The organism is Bacillus sp. A01H (genome assembly GCF_045277205.1).
GTDB classification, from domain to species: domain Bacteria; phylum Bacillota; class Bacilli; order Bacillales; family Bacillaceae_G; genus Bacillus_A; species Bacillus_A paranthracis.
In genome coordinates this window covers 1,052,181-1,067,739 of the sequence record NZ_CP117702.1, presented here as the reverse complement: position 1 = coordinate 1,067,739, position 15,559 = coordinate 1,052,181, and the positions used below count along the sequence as shown (strand labels likewise).

Here is a 15,559-nt window from a genome sequence, read left to right as displayed (position 1 = left end):
TTCATACGCTTTTTATTTCGCATTCGCTTGTATCATGATAAGACACATATCATCTGATTGTGCTTCCTTCTGTTCTTCCTTGTAAAACCCTTCTATCTCTTCTTCTAACTCTCCCCATTTTCTTTCTGTAAAAGTACGTAATTTCTCTTCAGCCTCAAATTCATCATTTGCTATTGCTTCAAGTACACCATCTGTAAACAATACGATTTGAGCGTTCTTCTCAAAAGGTATAACTGTCTTTTCAACTTTTATTTCATCAAAAAATCCTACCGCACAACTCCCGCGATTTAGTTCCACTACATTTGTTTCATCAACTAAAACGTATCCAGAAGGATGTCCTGCATTTACATATTCAATCGTTCTCTTTTCTGTATCCACTACTAAGTATATCGCTGTAAAATAATATGGAATATTGTCATTCTCATTATGTAAAAGAGTCATATATTTATTTAAGTCTTTCATGACAAGTTCTGGATCGATTAAACTTTTAATCGTTTCACGTAATACAGACGAAATGAACATGCAAACTAAGGAAGCGGATACACCATGTCCCATCACATCTAATAATATAATACCGTAGCGGTTTTCATCGATTTTATACCAGTAATACATATCTCCAGCTAGTTTAAATGAAGGTAAGTAACTTGCTTCAATTTTTATATGCTCTTCCCTTAATGGACTACTTAATAAGTTTCTTTGTACTTGCGTAGCTAAATCTAGTTCATTCCGAAGGTTTTCTTCCTGTTCTTTATGCCAATTTAATTCTGATTTCAAGCGTAATGCCACACGCATACGCGCTAACAATTCAACTTTATTTATAGGTTTCGTAATATAATCCATTGCCCCCATATCAAGAGCTTCAGCTAATTTATTTGCATCTTCTAAAGCTGTAACAAAAATAATAGGAATATCTTTAAACTTCTCCTCTTTTTGTAATCGCCTACAAACTTCAAGTCCATCAATTTCAGGCATCATAATATCTAATAGTATTAAATCTATTTCGTTATGCCTGGAAGAATCTTTTCCAAAATGGATGTATTCGAAAAGCTCTTGTGCAGAATTAAGCGATACAAGATCCTGATATCCGGCTTGTTTTAAAATCTTCTTAATTACAAAGATATTCACCGGATTATCATCTACAATTAAAATGGACACAAGTGATTTCCCCTTTTCTTATATAAAATGTAAATCGATTATCATTTTCTATTTTTCTAGTATTACATACTCAGTTATAAAATGAAAATTTCCTACTCAAACACATTTATACAGCAAAAGAACAAACCCCCAGAAATGAGAGTTTGTTCTTTCACTCTATAAGTTTCCACTTTTAATTTAACACCATTGCTTTATCACTTAAAAGACGATCCAATTCTTCCATATGATTTGTTTCATCTGCGATCATATCTTCTAACTTTACAACTAACTCTGTCATATTTAATTTCGCTGCTTGTCCTTTTCTCTTTTCATAACGCTTAATTGTTTCATATTCTGACTTTCTAGCTTCTTCTAACATTTCTCTAACGTCTTCTACTTGTTTCACTGGTAAAGGGATCGTAGTAGGTGTACCACCTAACGTCTTAATTTTCTCCGCTAAATATAGGGCATGTCCTTGTTCATCACTAATTTCAGATTCAAAGAAAGGTTTTAACACTTGTCTATATATACCAGAAACTGTTGCTGCATTATGGTTATACATAATAATTGCTGAGTATTCTCCTGCTAAATCTTCATTCAATCCTTCGATTAGTTCTTTCACATCGTGTGACATTTTTATATCTCCTCCTATACTTAATACGTACCCCTTTTCTCATGTTTTAAACATCATTATTTTAAATTTTTTATGTATCTAAAAATGCGGCTTGCTTCAATTTACTTATCGCTTGTCTTTTAATACGAGAAACGTGCATTTGTGAAATACCTAACCGTTCCCCTGTATCCTTTTGATTTAAATTTTCTTCAAATATATAATGAATAACACTCTTTTCCGTTTCATTTAATACGTTAAAAATATCTTTTAAAACGAGACGCCTTTCTGTCTCTTCATATCCTTGCTCTACTTCACCTACAGATTCAATTCTCGCTACCGAACTTCCATCAGATGCATTTTCAACTACATCATCTAAGGAAGATACTCGATAATTATTTTTCGCATCCATAATTTCTAGTACTTCCTCTTCGGATAGCCCTAAATGATCCGCAATCTCTATAATTTTCGGTGAACGTTGCAAATGATCTGTTAGCTCCTCTATCGCAAGTTTAATTTTTCCGCCTAAATCTTTAATTCGCCTTGGAACGTGAATGCCCCAAGTTTTATCGCGTAAATACTTCTTTATTTCCCCTACTATCGTAGGTATTGCAAAAGGCTCAAAAGCATTCCCTATCGAATAATCATACCTTCTGATTGCTCCTAAGAGCCCTAGCATGCCTACTTGTATAATATCCTCATGCATCGGCCCGCCTTTTGAATAGCGATATGCAATGGAATATACGAGATTTTTATAATGATCAACTAACCTTTCCTGTGCTTCATCACATTGGTTTTGTTGAAATTCTGCAATTAGTTTCATAACGTCTTCTTTAGTAAGATTCGTAGGTTGAGATTGGATTTCCATCATTCTCCACCTGCTCTCTTTGTATATATTTTGTCATTAAAACTGTCATGCCCTCATCATGCATGATTTGTATATCATCCATTAACGTATTAATTAAATATAAACCTAAACCATTTTCCGGCAAATGTTCTACTGGTTTACTAATATCATACGGGCCAACTTTCCTTTTTAATTTGTTAAAATCAAAGCTAACCCCATTATCAGCAACCATAATTTCTAATCGATCTTCATATAGCCCAAAGACAATTGCAATTTCTCCAACGTCTTCTTTGTATGCATGTTGTACAATGTTTGTACATGCTTCACTAATAGCAATTTTCATATCTTCTATATCGTCATAAGCAAAGCCCATTCGATTCGCAACACCAGCCATTGTTAAACGAATAATAGCCACATATTCTGCCTTTGCAGGAATTTTCATTTCTATCTTTTCAAATCTCTCCATCATCCCTAGTCACCTTCTTTCTACTTTTTCAAAATCGGAATTCAAATTTAATATTTCTGTTAACCCTGTAATATCAAATAATCTTTTTAACCTTTTAGATACACCAATAAACTCTAGTTTTCCATCATTTTTCTTAACTGCTTTTAATAGCGCTATAAAAACACCTAAACCTGTACTATCCATATACTCTACCTCAGTAAAATCTACTACCATATGAACCTCTTTTTCGCTTGCAATAGGCATCAATTTCACCATTAAGCTGTACCGTATAACCTACATCATTTTGCAAAATATTTATTCCCAAATTCATCATTTCCGCCCCCTTATCTCAAACTACTACTATGTTAATTACCCATAAAAATTAGTTTTAAACATATTTTTTTATTTTTATTATAAATAAATTTTCCACACCTTTCTCGGCTTAACACGTAAAAAATACTACCAAATGTTTAAACCTTATAAATTTGTGTATATATAATCTATAAACATTATTTTTAGGGGGATCTATCTATGGAAGAGCACAATTTTGAAAAAGGAGATTTTGTTCAATTTTCTTATCGACACGATCATGCTACAAAATTAGTTGGTTCCATTATTAATATACTAACGAATACAATTGTAGTTGATATAGGTAATAACGAGGACTTATCTCATATAGAACCAAGGCAGGTCGTAAGAATAAACGCTTGTAAAAAAGTAACGATGGCTTAATACATAAATAGAAAGTGTAATTTCAATGAGCGGGGGCCTTCATCCCCCGCTCATTCCTATGCAGATTACATAAAAAAGCATCCAATTTATTTGAATTGGATGCTTTTTTATGTATATTTATCATTCTATTTACTTTATAACTGCATATAATAAACTTAAGATTACTATTCATTATCATACTTACGCTTTCCGTAGCATTCTAGAGAAGAATGTAACGATTAAAATAAAGACAATTGCACCTAATAAAGCTGGAAGAATAAAGATGCCTCCCCATTCAGGACCCCAATGACCAAATAATGCACTACCTACCCAAGATCCGATTAATCCGGCAATCACATTACCAACTATACCTAAAGGAAAGTCTTTTCCCGTAATCATTCCAGCTAACGCACCAATAAGTCCACCTACAATACACGTAATAATCAGTCCCACAATTAACCCTCCTATATTCGTTTTATATTGTATTTATCAAGCTTTGGTATGTAACCAAAGCTTGATAAACATGTATTATTCTTTATTATCCAACCCATCACTTATCTTTTGTTTAACTTTTCCGACTTTTTCTTTTATCGTTCCCTTCGTCTTGTCCCACTTCCCTTCATTTTTCAACTTTCTATCTTCTGTAACTTCACCAATTCCTTCTTTTACTTGTCCCTTTGTCTTTTCCACTTTACCAGTAATTTGTTCTTTTAGTCCGCTCTCACTCATATTTCCCATCTCCTTTTCGTAATAGATTTATAGATTTACAGGATACAAATTTAAATAGAATACATGCATCTTCTTTCTTGTAACCATTCACCGACTCTCTCTAAATCTTTAACGAATAACAAGATTTTCCCTTCATCCAGCTTTTCTTCGTAGAAGTTCGCTTCTTCCTCATTAAGCCCTAACTCCTGCATCTTATTTCTTAACTGATCTCCCGTTTTTTGAAAGACGTTAATAATACTTGTCCCAAGTCCCTCCTCTTGTATACCAATTGTATTCACGTCTGCATTGTCTGCGATTCTATCTGTCCTTTCTTTCTCGTGTGTTAATACGTAAATATCTTTTTGGTCTATTCCTTTCTTCACTAGATCATTCGCCGCATTCATGACCTCTTTCTCCGTAATAAATTCATATACAAAAGGTTTCCTATACTTCGTTTCCATCTTTAACTTCCTCCTTTAAAATGAATTATTTGTTATATTATATGTAGTACACCTATTTTCGAAATGTTAAACATAAAATTTGAAAAAAAATGAAAAGGAGAGTACATATGCACTTTCGTCTAGAGTTATTTGTAGAAGATTTGCAAAGATCTATTCGTTTTTATGAGGAAATCCTTACCCTTGTATTCTCAAAAAAGAATGCAACTAGTGCAATGATTAAACTAGGGGATTTTTCTTTATTATTAACCCCTGATTATATTCTCAATGAAAATCATTATTTAAAAACAGGTGGACTTAAGCCAAAAGGTAAAGGTGTTGAAGTTATCATGGTTTTTGATAATATTGAACAAATATACCAACATGTATTAGAAAAAAATTATCCAGTGGAATCTAACCTTAAAATGCAATCTTGGGGAATGAAGGATTTTCGTATTGTAGACCCTGATGGTTATTATTTACGGTTAACCTCCTCTTGAATTTTCTCTATCCTAAAACTAGTAAAATAAATCCTCTTACAATAACTACCTAAATTAACAGAAAATTGTTATGATTAAGCCAAGGAGGGGATATAATGAAAAAAACCACTTATATATGCGCTCTAACCGCTCTATCTTTCACTTTAATAGGCTGCACAAGCACCTCAGCTACAGATAAAGCTTCACAAGCTAAGCAAGAACAGAAACAAAGTGCCTTTCAATTAAACTCCGCAAACATTACAGATATCGAAATACTTCAGACAACCAATAATACTACTTCTAAATCTCAAACAGACAATGAAGAAATGATACAATCTATCGTTTCCGCAGTTCAAAAAGGCACGCCTAAAACAATCACTTTAGATCAAAAAAAGCGAGAATCGGCACATTCTACTATTACCGTTACATATAAAGATGACACAAAAGAAGAATTTCTTGTTTGGGTTGATAATAATGAGAAAATTACGATTGCTAAAGATGAGAAGAAGGATAAGATTGAAGGTGTAACAGTGAATATTAAAGATGTGAAAATGATGAAGGATTTCTTTTAAAATTTTAATATAATTGATGTTAAAAAAGAGTAGGATTACATCCTACTCTTTTTTAATCTTGTCCAATAAATAAACTTTTATAAAAGCTATTTAAGATCTAATTTTGCTAAATCATGTTGTAAAACATTATTTCCTTCTTGTGGGTTAAATACGATTGCACTAAGACCAAAAACATTCGTAACAACATCTCTATCTTTCGAACGAATGATTCTTACTTCATAAGCAAAAACACCTGAAGAAAGAGCTGCTGAACGAAAAGTAACACGTCGATTAGGTGCCAATGTTTGTGTTGAAGGGTCTACTAATGGTAACAATACCGGAGAACCCGATGACCAATCAAACATTTCAACAGTTACTGTATGAGTATCATCTGGATCAACATTCATAGCTTCCACAGTAAGAAACAACGTAGCGGAATGTCTACGTAATACACCCGTTGACAAAGTTTCATTGTGGTGTTTATGATGCTTTTCAGGAGGATGATTATAGCCATAACTCATACTAATCCCCCCTTTCATTTACAATTAAGGATAAGTATTCCTTATAATATATAATGCTAGTATTATTTTAATGAAAGGTATAAAAGCGGATTTCTATCTGTGTTTTTGGAAATTTTATTTCCTACTTATTCCCTATTAATAAATAATATAAATTCTCCTATTTTGTCCTTGAACTCCTTCAAAGAATAAATCTATTTTAAAAAGAACCTGCTCCATTCATAAATACATAAAGTAAATGGAATCCGTTAAAACACATAATTGATCCTTTGTTTTCCCCCTCCTATTTAAAGGAGGAACTGTTCTCGGCTTTGGTGATAGTTATGGCTTCGCGGGAGGATTTGCTTTATTAGTTGTATTGTTTATTTTATTAATCATCATTGGAGCTGCTTGCTTCTGCTAAAAAACTATTGGAAAAGACATGCGATATGCAGAGTTTCAAGTGCAACTATTACTTTAATGATGTAATATTACATTCGCCCCCAAAATGAACTTCGATGCTATAAAAAAGATAAAGTGTTCATTTATACAACCTTAGCTTGATAGCAATATCATGAGTTCCCATCCCAGACAAACTAGTTAACATCTCAATAATTGCTATTGCAGAAAAGTACAACAAGCTGGACAACATAGATTTCAAACTGTAAGATTAGATGTTGGTGAAATCGGACAGCAAAGTATATATAGAAAATAGGTGTTAATTTTGAAAATCAATAAAAAATTTGAACCGATAATTTTTAATCTCTTTATGATTTTAGGTATATCTAGTATTATCTCTTTCGTCATGGTTTCAATGAATGTTGGGTATACAGCTTTATTTCTCAAATCATGGATAAAAACATGGGCAATTGCTTTCGTGCTTGCATTTTTAGCTTCTAAATTACTACCCTTTGTAGTGAAAAGGATAATGAAAATATTCATATTTGTTGAGAAGGATGCTTAAAAATAAAGTGATGTACTACTCTAGTTCATTTAAATGAAAAGAAATAATCATCACAAAACTTAACCTAGTAAAATGTTTCAACTCAAAGAAAGGTACTTGAAAAGTTGTCTTTTCTTTATATGTTAAAAAAGCTCGCCTATTTCCGTAGGCGAGCTTTATCTTTATTACACAATAAGAAAGTATACTCTCTTTTTCTCGGAAATTTTATGTAATTTTACATATTCATGAACATACATGTTTTGATGGACTTTATCTATATACTCATGGCAGTAATCCATTAAAAATGTATCTTCTTGAAAGCAAAACTCTCTTTTAGAAAAAAGAAAAGACACCCTAAAGTGCCTTCCTCCGACTTGAACCATCTTAATTTTAATAATATGTATTGGACTCCCATCCAACTATTATTTTACCATGTTAAGTTGTTTTTGTTTATTGAGAAATACAATAATTTATTTATGCTGACCGTCTGTATGAGATCCTTTGTAGTCCATGCAGCGATTAACAAGAGAACAATAGCCGTGATAAACACCTAAAAGTCCTTGCTTGAGCCACATAGATAATGCGGCATTTGAGCCAATGGTTAGAAACATAAGCATGACTGTGTATTTATTAAATCTCATTATAAGCAATCTCCTAGTGGAACTGCGCATAAGAAAATTTCACCATTCATTTATCACGTAAAAAATGGTATTAAATAAAATTTTGATTCCTTATTTACAATTAAAATCTATATTTTTAAAAATGATATAGAAGAGGGCATGAGTAAAATTATGCACTAAGCCAATGTGATACTATCTCCGAAGGAAATACCGTATTGCAGAGTAAAAACATTGTACTTCCTAGTGGAGTGAAATTCAGTGTTATTTTTATAACTCTCCATGTTTCCATTCTTTATTATGAATATCTAATCCTTCTTGACCAAAGAAATGGAGAATAAATTCTTTTTCATCACTAACAGTTTTTTTAGCTAGTTTAGATCCTTCCATACTTTGCTTTGTTCCAGAACGTAAATAATGAATTTCCCTAAAGTCTTCAACTGCAGATTCGAAATTTCCATCGTACCATTTGTTCAGAATAGATTCATATTTGGGTCTTTCATCATTATTGATAACATTTAAGTTGTTTTTTAAGTATTGAATGTTTTCTTTTATCATTTGAAACCGCCCTACATCACGAGTACCAGAAACATGAAGATTATTTCCATTGAATGTGAGTTTTTGTAAAGACATATGTATCATCATATCATTTATCGTTTGCTCGTTTTGGATTTCACCAATCGACTGTGCCGCTTTAGATAATTCATCTTCACTTACTACATAACTATCTTTTTGTTGCTTTTGAATGGTTTGAACTTTCAATTTTTCCTGAACCTTTTCTTCTTGTTTAGGTTTTGATTCAGTTGCAGCCTTCTCATTTGAGCTACAAGCAGCCATTCCCATAAGCAATGTACTGCATGTTAACGCCGTAAGTAACTTTCGTTTCATTTTTTCACGCCTATCTGTATTGGTTATTTTAAATAGATTTTTTAGAATGTAAGATTTCTCATCTCATAGTAGCAAACAATTCGTTTGTATATTGTCATGTTTTGTCGAAGGATAATAAAAAACACCCTATGGTGCCTTTCTCCGGCTTGAATTATCTTAATTTTAATAATATGTATTGGACTCTCATCGCCTATCAAGCTAAGAAAATACAACTACCCCAGAACGAGATTGTATCCTAACTTACAATAAAAAAGTTCATTTTTTCGTTTTGGGGTAATTTAAAATTTTTAAGTTAATAGGCACAGGGCACGCTCTATAAAGCATATTTTTTGAACGGTGTAACATATAAATAAAATGATATGTTAAATTAAGTTATAAAAAAACAACCTAGATCCCATAGGATCTAGGTTGTTTTTTTACATAAATGTAATCGTCACTAAAGAATATCCTTCTTTCGCATTATACGGCTCCGCTTTATAAGAAACACGGTTTGCTCCTTGCGGATAACCGATTTCTCCAATTGCTTTTTTCACATCTTGCAATGCGCCATTCATTGATTGTTTATAAAGGATTTCGATCTTTGGTGACTTTTCGTTATAACGTTGCTGCATTTTATTTTTTAATTCGTTATAGTTATTTGCGATGTATTCATTTCCTAAATAGTTTAACTTTGTATCTTTTAATATTTGCTGATAGGCAGGGATTTTCGTACCACCTGCAGCAATTTTATTTGTTAATGTACTATAATAATTGGTTGTAGCTTGCGGATAGTCCCCGCGGTTCCACTCATGATTTCTTGCGATTTGCTCATCTGATAAGTTGAAATAAGAATATGTTACGCGGCCTTGTTCATCTGGCAGAGGATCATCGAATGTTGTATCAAGGTGATACCATTTGTTTTCGATTTTCACTAAGTTCCAAGCATGAGGCTGACCGTCTCCAGTTCCTACTACAAAATGATTCTCAATTCCTGCTTCTTTTAATAATTGATAAGTTAATAGTGCGTAACCTTGGCAAACCGCAGAACGATTTACGAGTGCTTCATATGCTGTGTAAGCTTTATAAGACGTATCATAAGAAACATGTTTTACGACATAATCATGAATCGCTTTCACTTTTTCGTGATCATCCATCCCAACTTGTGTAATAGAAGAAACAATTGCCTTCGCTTGCTTCATTACATATTCTGTTTGTTCTTTCGTTTCACGATATGTAATTTTTAGCGTAAACGTATAATTTCCAGGTGATCCAGAAAGTCCATATGAAACATTCGATCTATTATTATTTGTATACTCATTTTTACTTGCCACTTCTTTATAGGCGTTAAAAAGTGTATTCATCACTTCTTTTGTATTACTATTTGTCGTTTTATATGGAAGTGTAATATTCGTTTCGTACGCATTAATACGCTTCTGCACTTCATCTTTGAATGCTGCTAATAGTGCTGCATCTCCTGTATTTTGCACCGCAACCGCAGGCTTTTTATACTGCAAAGCATTATATAAAAACTGTGCATATTGTTCACGCGTTACCGTTTTAGCAGGTTCAAAATTCCCTTCGCCTGTACCAGATGCAATCCCGTTTGACTGCACCGCACTAATTGCCCCTTCTGCCCAAAAACCATTCGGAACATCATTAAATGTATGCTTTTGCTTAGCCGAAACTTGAAAAGCATTTTTAATAATTTGCGCCATTTCTGCACGGCTAACAGAATCTTTCGGTCTAAAACCTCCGTTTCCATCCCCGTTAAAAATCCCTAATTTCGTTAACGTTAAAACCTCTTCTGGAAACAATGTGGATCCTGAGCGAATATCTCGATACGGATTGTTTAAAGTAGATCCATCTTGTAATACGTAACGAGCGCCATCATTACTAAACGTACCACCTTGCTTATTCGGTAACAACGCACGATAAATTAAAGCTGCAACTTGCTCTCTCGTTGCAACATCACCGAAACCAAACTTCCCATTTCCATAACCAGAAATAATATTTTTACTCGATAAATCTTTAATCGCCGGATACGACCAATGCGACGTAGGCACATCAGAAAAAATACTTGCCTCAGCTGCTCTTACATCACTACCATTTGTATATAGTAAAGCACCACCAATAAGTGATAATGATGTAATTGATTTTAGTAGTTTTGTGTACATAATTCCTTCTCCCAATATCTTTTCTATTTATGTTATTTTTTGTCGAAAAATCTAAAAGAATATGACAAAACATATTATACTATTAAAATTTTTTGAAGGATATATTAGGTTTTGAAATATGCAAAAATTCATATTGTTATAGGGATTCATGGTGATATTATGTTGTTTTATTTGTGAATATATAAATAGTAACTCGTTATAACTCCCTCATGATAATCTCTAATTTAGTATTGAAATTCTCTAAATCTCAATGTATTATATTTTTGTATTTTCTCAGTTTCCCAAGCCGAGAAAACATCATCACTTCTAAAAGGACCCGAACTCCAGGGGGTCCTTTCTTTTATTCCTCATTTTTATAAACGTATTTATCGTTTTATCTAGTACAATACTAAGAGACTCTCGCGTTTGCTTTCGTGCCATATCATCACTTATTTCATTATACAAGCTACAGCCATTTCTAATTTCTGTGGAGCGATGTATTGCCTTACTAACCCTAAACCAATCGTATCATTTATTAAATTATCTATTATTATAATCTAATTTATAAAACATGAATTCCTTCGAATAAAACTCAATATTATGTCCATAATGTTGATAGGCTGTATGCCAAAACCCATTTAGTTTTCTCTGTATCTCCTTGTATTGAGCAGTTAGCCTTTGCTAGCTGCTCTTTTATTTGTAACCTTGTTAGACAAGTTTTCATATAATGTAGTCATTCCTTTCTTATAAATTAAGCTCGTCACTTGAATTATAAAAATGGGATTATATCCTATAACATTTTCAGGAATTATCCATATTTTATTTCTGAAAAAGTGCTTTATTTTGCTGAAAGGTGGTTGCGGAAACAACCGCCTTTTTATTTATGGCAAAATGAGATTTCTATTACGATCTATTACAAAGTATGTTATTACTGGTACAATCCGGTATAATAAATACAGATCAAATATTGAAAGGAAATATGACAATGAAAAGATATTTGAACTTCATTTCACTTTTCTTAACTGTACTTGTAATAATTAATCTTACAAATATACATACGAAGTACCAATTCTTTATAGGTGCATCTATAGCAATATGTTTAACTATTATTTCTACAAATGAAATTATAAAATTCCTTGCTACTAGTAGCTTATTAGTTTATGGATTTGCCGCTTTTACTTATTTAAGTATTGCTTGCTAACTTTCAATTTCGTTTTGTATTAAAATAACATTTTTATTTAACTTCATCACGTTAAGTTATATAGAAAACTATATATAATTGAATATTAAAAATGTTATTTCGATTCTAATATAGAGGCACATACGACTTTTTTATTTCAAACACAATTTGTTCATTTTTTTGATACATTTATGAAACATTCATGTGTTATCTTCAGTACGTTCTATTCTTTTTATAATGTCGTGTGAGATATACCAAAACGTGAAACCCTAGACCCCTTAAACCTAGGGCGATTTTATTTAATTACTAGTTTTCATCAACCCGAGAGCTTAGTAATTACCTCTTTAGGCTCAACTCTCTCCCTTTTGAGAATTGAGCCCTTTATTTATAATATTATCTCCATACTTCCTACTTATTTGTACAAAATTCTACTTCAACCTCTCCCAAAAACTTTAATATCACATAAAGCTTACGTAAAGATTGCTATAATTCAATTATTCCCTCAATAAACGTTATATAATAAAATTGAAAATATCCAGTTTGCATACAATTGTCTTTCTGTATGACATATAACTCTTTTGCTAAGAGAAATCCTAGCTTTTTTATAGAGAATCAGTTTAAAAATCAAAAATAAAAGAACCTCAATACATGAGGTTCAAAAACTCTACTATTTTAAATTACCTTCGTAAAAAGCAACTCCATTTTGAACATGCTTTAAATACCATGTAATCGTCCCGCCACAAACATTTTCATTAAAACTATTAGCATATACTCCATTTGAGTAATAAAGAGTTCTTTTAAATTTACCATTAGAATACTCATAAGGAATTGAGCATGCTGCTTGCTTCGGAGAACTCACAGCTTTTTGCGTATCAGCTGAAGCCGCTCCAATTCCTCCTGTTAATGCAATACCAGTTGCCAATAGCCCTACTACTAATTTCTTAAACATAATAAATCCCCCTTTAATAGTTTTTATAGCTTACAACTTAAATGTATCACTTTTGTAATTTATGTAAATATCTTGAATATGTAGAAATATTTATTTAATTTTTGGTAATATTAGGATTTCATTTTATCAAATGAAAAATAGAGGAATTTAGAGAAGTATGTAACAGTGCATAATAAAGCGAAACTTTAATCAGCGGGGGGTTCTTTATCCTCCACTGATTATTAGTTGAACCAATCGGACTTTTATGGGCAGTTGATCTCCCACCTAACTTCTTTGCTTTCGCTGGAGGATTTGCTTTATTAGTTGTATTATTTATTCTATTAATCATTATCGGATGCAGTTGTTTCTGCTAAAAAACTATTAGAAAAGGTACCTATATGGGTACCTTTTCTTTATATGCCTTATTCATTATCTAGTTCCAAATTTTTATCACGATTGAATTTGTTTTTTCATTTTTCGTATTCATCATACCTGAAATAAGAATCGATTTCAGACATGTGTTTTTAACGAAAAGAATTGGGGACCATTTTTTCCCACAAAGGAAATACCTTTTTGAAAATCTCTACCATGGAAGGATCAAATTGTGTACCAGATCCTTCTATAATACGTCTATACGCTTCTTCAGGAGATAGAGCCGAACGATACGCTCTTGAAGAAGTCATCGCATCAAAAGCATCTGCTATTGCAACAATTCTTGCGCATAATGGTATTTGATTTCCTTTTAGTTTTTGAGGATAGCCCTTTCCATCCCATCTTTCATGATGAGAAAGAATTATATCTTCGCTACCTTTTATTAAAGATATATTTTTAAAAACTTCTAATCCTAATTGTGGGTGTGTCTTAATAATATTATACTCTTCTTCTGTAAGAGAAGATGCTTTCTTTAAAACCTCATCCGGAATACCTATTTTCCCTATATCATGTAATAAACAAATAAAATGAAATTGTTTTAAAAAATTATCATCATATTCATTTGTTTCTTTAGCAAGAATCGTAGCATAATTGGCTACACGTTCACTATGTCCTTTCGTATATTGATCCTTTAATTCCATTATCCTCATTATCGATAAAGCTGTTTCTTTCATTTGTTTTTCATAGGATGCTTTAATTTTTTGTACTAAAAATTTTAATGAAAGAAATACAAAAAATGACGTAACAAAAATGATTAGAAACAATAATATTAATGATATTGGATAATTAATTTCAAAATAATAAATAGCAATTAAAAATCTACATACCATACAAATAGATACCGTTAGAAGATAATGAATACTTAAAAATAAAGGAGCAGAAATTACTAAGAAGCACTCTAAATAAGGAATATGTAAAGACGAACCTGGATCACGTATAAACATAAGATCATATGCCAAAAGATAAATAATACTAACACCAAGAAAAATATATTTTGTAAACATTTGTTTATTCATTTTTTGTAAACACTTATTACATAAAAAAAATGAAATGAAAATAAATAAAAATACGAGTTCAAATAAAAGCTTCTCTAGCGTAAAATCCTTTCCAAGAATAAAATGTTGATAAATATTATCAAACAAAAGAGTACTGCAGGGAATAAATAGAAACATGTTTATCGGTTCTTTCGTTTCAATATTTTTAATCCCTTTCATCATTTTACACACCGCCAAACCTTTTTAATAAAAAAATAAGTTCATATAGATATTATTAATAATATCCAAGAATAGATAATAGTGCAAAAAATACCCTTTCTCATAACCTATAAATAGGGTACTGCCATGATAGGAATGTATAAAGAGATGGATAGGGTTATAGAAAAAGAAAAAGGCGAATTCCTTTTGAAATTTGGAATTCGCCTTTTTCTTGCTACCGATAATGAGACGTTATATTAACCTCATATGTATAGAATATACAGTAAACTAAAAAGGAAAATTTTGCATTTTTTTATTGTTTCTTATAAGTGAACTATTTGTATTCCTGTCTATATAATTTAAACGAATAAATAGCTCCAACAAAGAATACAAAGGCTTCAAATATTATAAAGATTTGACGGAAATTCTCAATATCTTTACCAACTAAAGAAATAAATATGCAATTCATTAGAATTTGAGTAGTAAACATACAAGAAATAATTTTAAAATAAATAGGATTTGTTCTTTCATCTGGTTTACCAATTTTTTTGTAAATAATAATAAGTGCAATTACTGAACCTAAAAATAGAAGTGCTGTAAGTCCTACAACGATATTGAAATTTCCTGTACTTTCTAACATCCATTTATTTAATAGATCAATCATTATTATCTTCCTTTCCTACATAAGAGAATATTTCTTTCTTCTTTTTCACTATAATAAAAAAAGAAAAAGGAAAACATCGAACTTTCTTACAAACATTCTTGTATTCTTACAATTTTGTCATTTTGCAAATGTATTCATCGCCTTTCCTTTCATTATTTTCTTT

General features: G+C 31.6%; 18 protein-coding genes and 4 pseudogenes. 7 read left to right on the top strand and 15 right to left on the bottom strand.

The window, feature by feature from the left end:
• Positions 1–12: 12 nt before the first annotated feature.
• The 5 genes and pseudogenes from PSR14_RS05630 to PSR14_RS05610 form a co-directional block, all read right to left on the bottom strand.
• The gene (locus tag PSR14_RS05630) at positions 13–1,155 is read right to left on the bottom strand and encodes a fused response regulator/phosphatase (protein WP_098487464.1); all 1,143 of its coding nucleotides are present in this window, start codon (positions 1,153–1,155) and stop codon (positions 13–15) included.
• Positions 1,156–1,327: 172 nt separating this feature from the next.
• Entirely contained in the window at positions 1,328–1,768 is a 441-nt protein-coding gene (locus tag PSR14_RS05625; protein ID WP_098487463.1) for a ferritin-like domain-containing protein, read from the bottom strand.
• Positions 1,769–1,838: 70 nt separating this feature from the next.
• The gene (gene sigB / locus PSR14_RS05620) at positions 1,839–2,615 is read right to left on the bottom strand and encodes an RNA polymerase sigma factor SigB (protein ID WP_002163732.1); all 777 of its coding nucleotides are present in this window, start codon (positions 2,613–2,615) and stop codon (positions 1,839–1,841) included.
• Complete coding sequence (gene rsbW / locus PSR14_RS05615; protein WP_074532283.1) at positions 2,578–3,060, bottom strand: anti-sigma B factor RsbW; 483 nt, start codon at positions 3,058–3,060, stop codon at positions 2,578–2,580. Before rsbW ends, sigB begins: the two co-directional genes overlap by 38 nt.
• 6 nt (positions 3,061–3,066) lie before the next feature.
• Positions 3,067–3,370, bottom strand: a pseudogene (locus PSR14_RS05610) (STAS domain-containing protein).
• A gap of 197 nt (positions 3,371–3,567) precedes the next feature.
• Here PSR14_RS05610 and PSR14_RS05605 point away from each other — a divergent pair.
• A complete protein-coding gene (locus PSR14_RS05605; protein WP_098487462.1) occupies positions 3,568–3,768 on the top strand; it encodes a methyltransferase in 201 nt (66 codons plus the stop codon).
• Positions 3,769–3,948: 180 nt separating this feature from the next.
• On the opposite strand, the gene PSR14_RS05600 is transcribed toward PSR14_RS05605, so the two are convergent.
• From PSR14_RS05600 to PSR14_RS05590, 3 genes are all read right to left on the bottom strand, one after another.
• Positions 3,949–4,200: a GlsB/YeaQ/YmgE family stress response membrane protein gene (locus tag PSR14_RS05600; RefSeq protein ID WP_000522902.1), complete on the bottom strand. Its 252-nt coding sequence runs from the start codon at positions 4,198–4,200 to the stop codon at positions 3,949–3,951.
• Between the two features lie 75 nt (positions 4,201–4,275).
• Complete coding sequence (locus PSR14_RS05595; protein WP_000004269.1) at positions 4,276–4,476, bottom strand: CsbD family protein; 201 nt, start codon at positions 4,474–4,476, stop codon at positions 4,276–4,278.
• A gap of 50 nt (positions 4,477–4,526) precedes the next feature.
• Complete coding sequence (locus tag PSR14_RS05590) at positions 4,527–4,916, bottom strand: general stress protein (protein WP_000448798.1); 390 nt, start codon at positions 4,914–4,916, stop codon at positions 4,527–4,529.
• Between the two features lie 107 nt (positions 4,917–5,023).
• Here PSR14_RS05590 and PSR14_RS05585 point away from each other — a divergent pair, with 107 nt between their 5' ends.
• Positions 5,024–5,392 carry a VOC family protein gene (locus tag PSR14_RS05585; RefSeq protein ID WP_000545705.1) on the top strand — a complete coding sequence of 123 codons (369 nt, stop codon included), beginning with the start codon at positions 5,024–5,026 and terminating at the stop codon, positions 5,390–5,392.
• A 95-nt stretch (positions 5,393–5,487) separates the two neighbouring features.
• A complete protein-coding gene (locus tag PSR14_RS05580) occupies positions 5,488–5,943 on the top strand; it encodes a hypothetical protein (RefSeq protein WP_098487461.1) in 456 nt (151 codons plus the stop codon).
• 86 nt (positions 5,944–6,029) lie between these two features.
• Here the strand turns inward: PSR14_RS05580 and PSR14_RS05575 are convergent, their stop codons facing one another.
• The gene (locus tag PSR14_RS05575) at positions 6,030–6,443 is read right to left on the bottom strand and encodes a hypothetical protein (RefSeq protein WP_046199501.1); all 414 of its coding nucleotides are present in this window, start codon (positions 6,441–6,443) and stop codon (positions 6,030–6,032) included.
• A gap of 325 nt (positions 6,444–6,768) precedes the next feature.
• Here PSR14_RS05575 and PSR14_RS05570 point away from each other — a divergent pair.
• Positions 6,769–6,843, top strand: a pseudogene (locus PSR14_RS05570) (YjcZ family sporulation protein); the annotation flags it as partial.
• Between the two features lie 300 nt (positions 6,844–7,143).
• Complete coding sequence (locus PSR14_RS05565; RefSeq protein ID WP_000700215.1) at positions 7,144–7,383, top strand: DUF2798 domain-containing protein; 240 nt, start codon at positions 7,144–7,146, stop codon at positions 7,381–7,383.
• A 449-nt stretch (positions 7,384–7,832) separates the two neighbouring features.
• Here the strand turns inward: PSR14_RS05565 and PSR14_RS05560 are convergent.
• From PSR14_RS05560 to PSR14_RS05550, 3 genes and pseudogenes are all read right to left on the bottom strand, one after another.
• Positions 7,833–8,003, bottom strand: a pseudogene (locus tag PSR14_RS05560) (hypothetical protein).
• A 246-nt stretch (positions 8,004–8,249) separates the two neighbouring features.
• Positions 8,250–8,867, bottom strand: a complete 618-nt coding sequence (locus PSR14_RS05555) for a DUF6241 domain-containing protein (RefSeq protein WP_000823726.1) — start codon at positions 8,865–8,867, stop codon at positions 8,250–8,252.
• A gap of 416 nt (positions 8,868–9,283) precedes the next feature.
• Positions 9,284–11,020, bottom strand: coding sequence for an S-layer homology domain-containing protein (locus PSR14_RS05550; RefSeq protein ID WP_098487692.1), 1,737 nt, complete (start codon positions 11,018–11,020; stop codon positions 9,284–9,286).
• Between the two features lie 964 nt (positions 11,021–11,984).
• Here PSR14_RS05550 and PSR14_RS05545 point away from each other — a divergent pair.
• Complete coding sequence (locus PSR14_RS05545; protein WP_000833256.1) at positions 11,985–12,200, top strand: hypothetical protein; 216 nt, start codon at positions 11,985–11,987, stop codon at positions 12,198–12,200.
• A 646-nt stretch (positions 12,201–12,846) separates the two neighbouring features.
• Here PSR14_RS05545 and PSR14_RS05540 read toward each other — a convergent pair.
• A complete protein-coding gene (locus PSR14_RS05540; RefSeq protein WP_000473834.1) occupies positions 12,847–13,128 on the bottom strand; it encodes an LCI fold-containing protein in 282 nt (93 codons plus the stop codon).
• A 278-nt stretch (positions 13,129–13,406) separates the two neighbouring features.
• Between PSR14_RS05540 and PSR14_RS05535 the strand changes: the two are divergent.
• Positions 13,407–13,481, top strand: a pseudogene (locus tag PSR14_RS05535) (YjcZ family sporulation protein); the annotation flags it as partial.
• 150 nt (positions 13,482–13,631) lie between these two features.
• On the opposite strand, the gene PSR14_RS05530 reads toward PSR14_RS05535, so the two are convergent.
• Both PSR14_RS05530 and PSR14_RS05525 read right to left on the bottom strand, forming a co-directional pair.
• Positions 13,632–14,756: an HD-GYP domain-containing protein gene (locus PSR14_RS05530; RefSeq protein WP_016716670.1), complete on the bottom strand. Its 1,125-nt coding sequence runs from the start codon at positions 14,754–14,756 to the stop codon at positions 13,632–13,634.
• A gap of 310 nt (positions 14,757–15,066) precedes the next feature.
• Positions 15,067–15,396, bottom strand: coding sequence for a hypothetical protein (locus tag PSR14_RS05525; RefSeq protein WP_061131456.1), 330 nt, complete (start codon positions 15,394–15,396; stop codon positions 15,067–15,069).
• Positions 15,397–15,559 lie beyond the last annotated feature (163 nt).

Excerpts from the sequence above, each read along its gene's own strand:
- PSR14_RS05625 (WP_098487463.1), bottom strand. The coding sequence starts at position 1,768 with ATGTCACACGATGTGAAAGAACTAATCGAAGGATTGAATGAAGATTTA.
- sigB (WP_002163732.1), bottom strand. The coding sequence starts at position 2,615 with ATGATGGAAATCCAATCTCAACCTACGAATCTTACTAAAGAAGACGTT.
- rsbW (WP_074532283.1), bottom strand. The coding sequence starts at position 3,060 with ATGATGGAGAGATTTGAAAAGATAGAAATGAAAATTCCTGCAAAGGCA.
- PSR14_RS05605 (WP_098487462.1), top strand. The coding sequence starts at position 3,568 with ATGGAAGAGCACAATTTTGAAAAAGGAGATTTTGTTCAATTTTCTTAT.
- PSR14_RS05595 (WP_000004269.1), bottom strand. The coding sequence starts at position 4,476 with ATGAGTGAGAGCGGACTAAAAGAACAAATTACTGGTAAAGTGGAAAAG.
- PSR14_RS05590 (WP_000448798.1), bottom strand. The coding sequence starts at position 4,916 with ATGGAAACGAAGTATAGGAAACCTTTTGTATATGAATTTATTACGGAG.
- PSR14_RS05585 (WP_000545705.1), top strand. The coding sequence starts at position 5,024 with ATGCACTTTCGTCTAGAGTTATTTGTAGAAGATTTGCAAAGATCTATT.
- PSR14_RS05580 (WP_098487461.1), top strand. The coding sequence starts at position 5,488 with ATGAAAAAAACCACTTATATATGCGCTCTAACCGCTCTATCTTTCACT.
- PSR14_RS05575 (WP_046199501.1), bottom strand. The coding sequence starts at position 6,443 with ATGAGTTATGGCTATAATCATCCTCCTGAAAAGCATCATAAACACCAC.
- PSR14_RS05555 (WP_000823726.1), bottom strand. The coding sequence starts at position 8,867 with ATGAAACGAAAGTTACTTACGGCGTTAACATGCAGTACATTGCTTATG.
- PSR14_RS05550 (WP_098487692.1), bottom strand. The coding sequence starts at position 11,020 with ATGTACACAAAACTACTAAAATCAATTACATCATTATCACTTATTGGT.
- PSR14_RS05545 (WP_000833256.1), top strand. The coding sequence starts at position 11,985 with ATGAAAAGATATTTGAACTTCATTTCACTTTTCTTAACTGTACTTGTA.
- PSR14_RS05540 (WP_000473834.1), bottom strand. The coding sequence starts at position 13,128 with ATGTTTAAGAAATTAGTAGTAGGGCTATTGGCAACTGGTATTGCATTA.
- PSR14_RS05530 (WP_016716670.1), bottom strand. The coding sequence starts at position 14,756 with ATGATGAAAGGGATTAAAAATATTGAAACGAAAGAACCGATAAACATG.
- PSR14_RS05525 (WP_061131456.1), bottom strand. The coding sequence starts at position 15,396 with ATGATTGATCTATTAAATAAATGGATGTTAGAAAGTACAGGAAATTTC.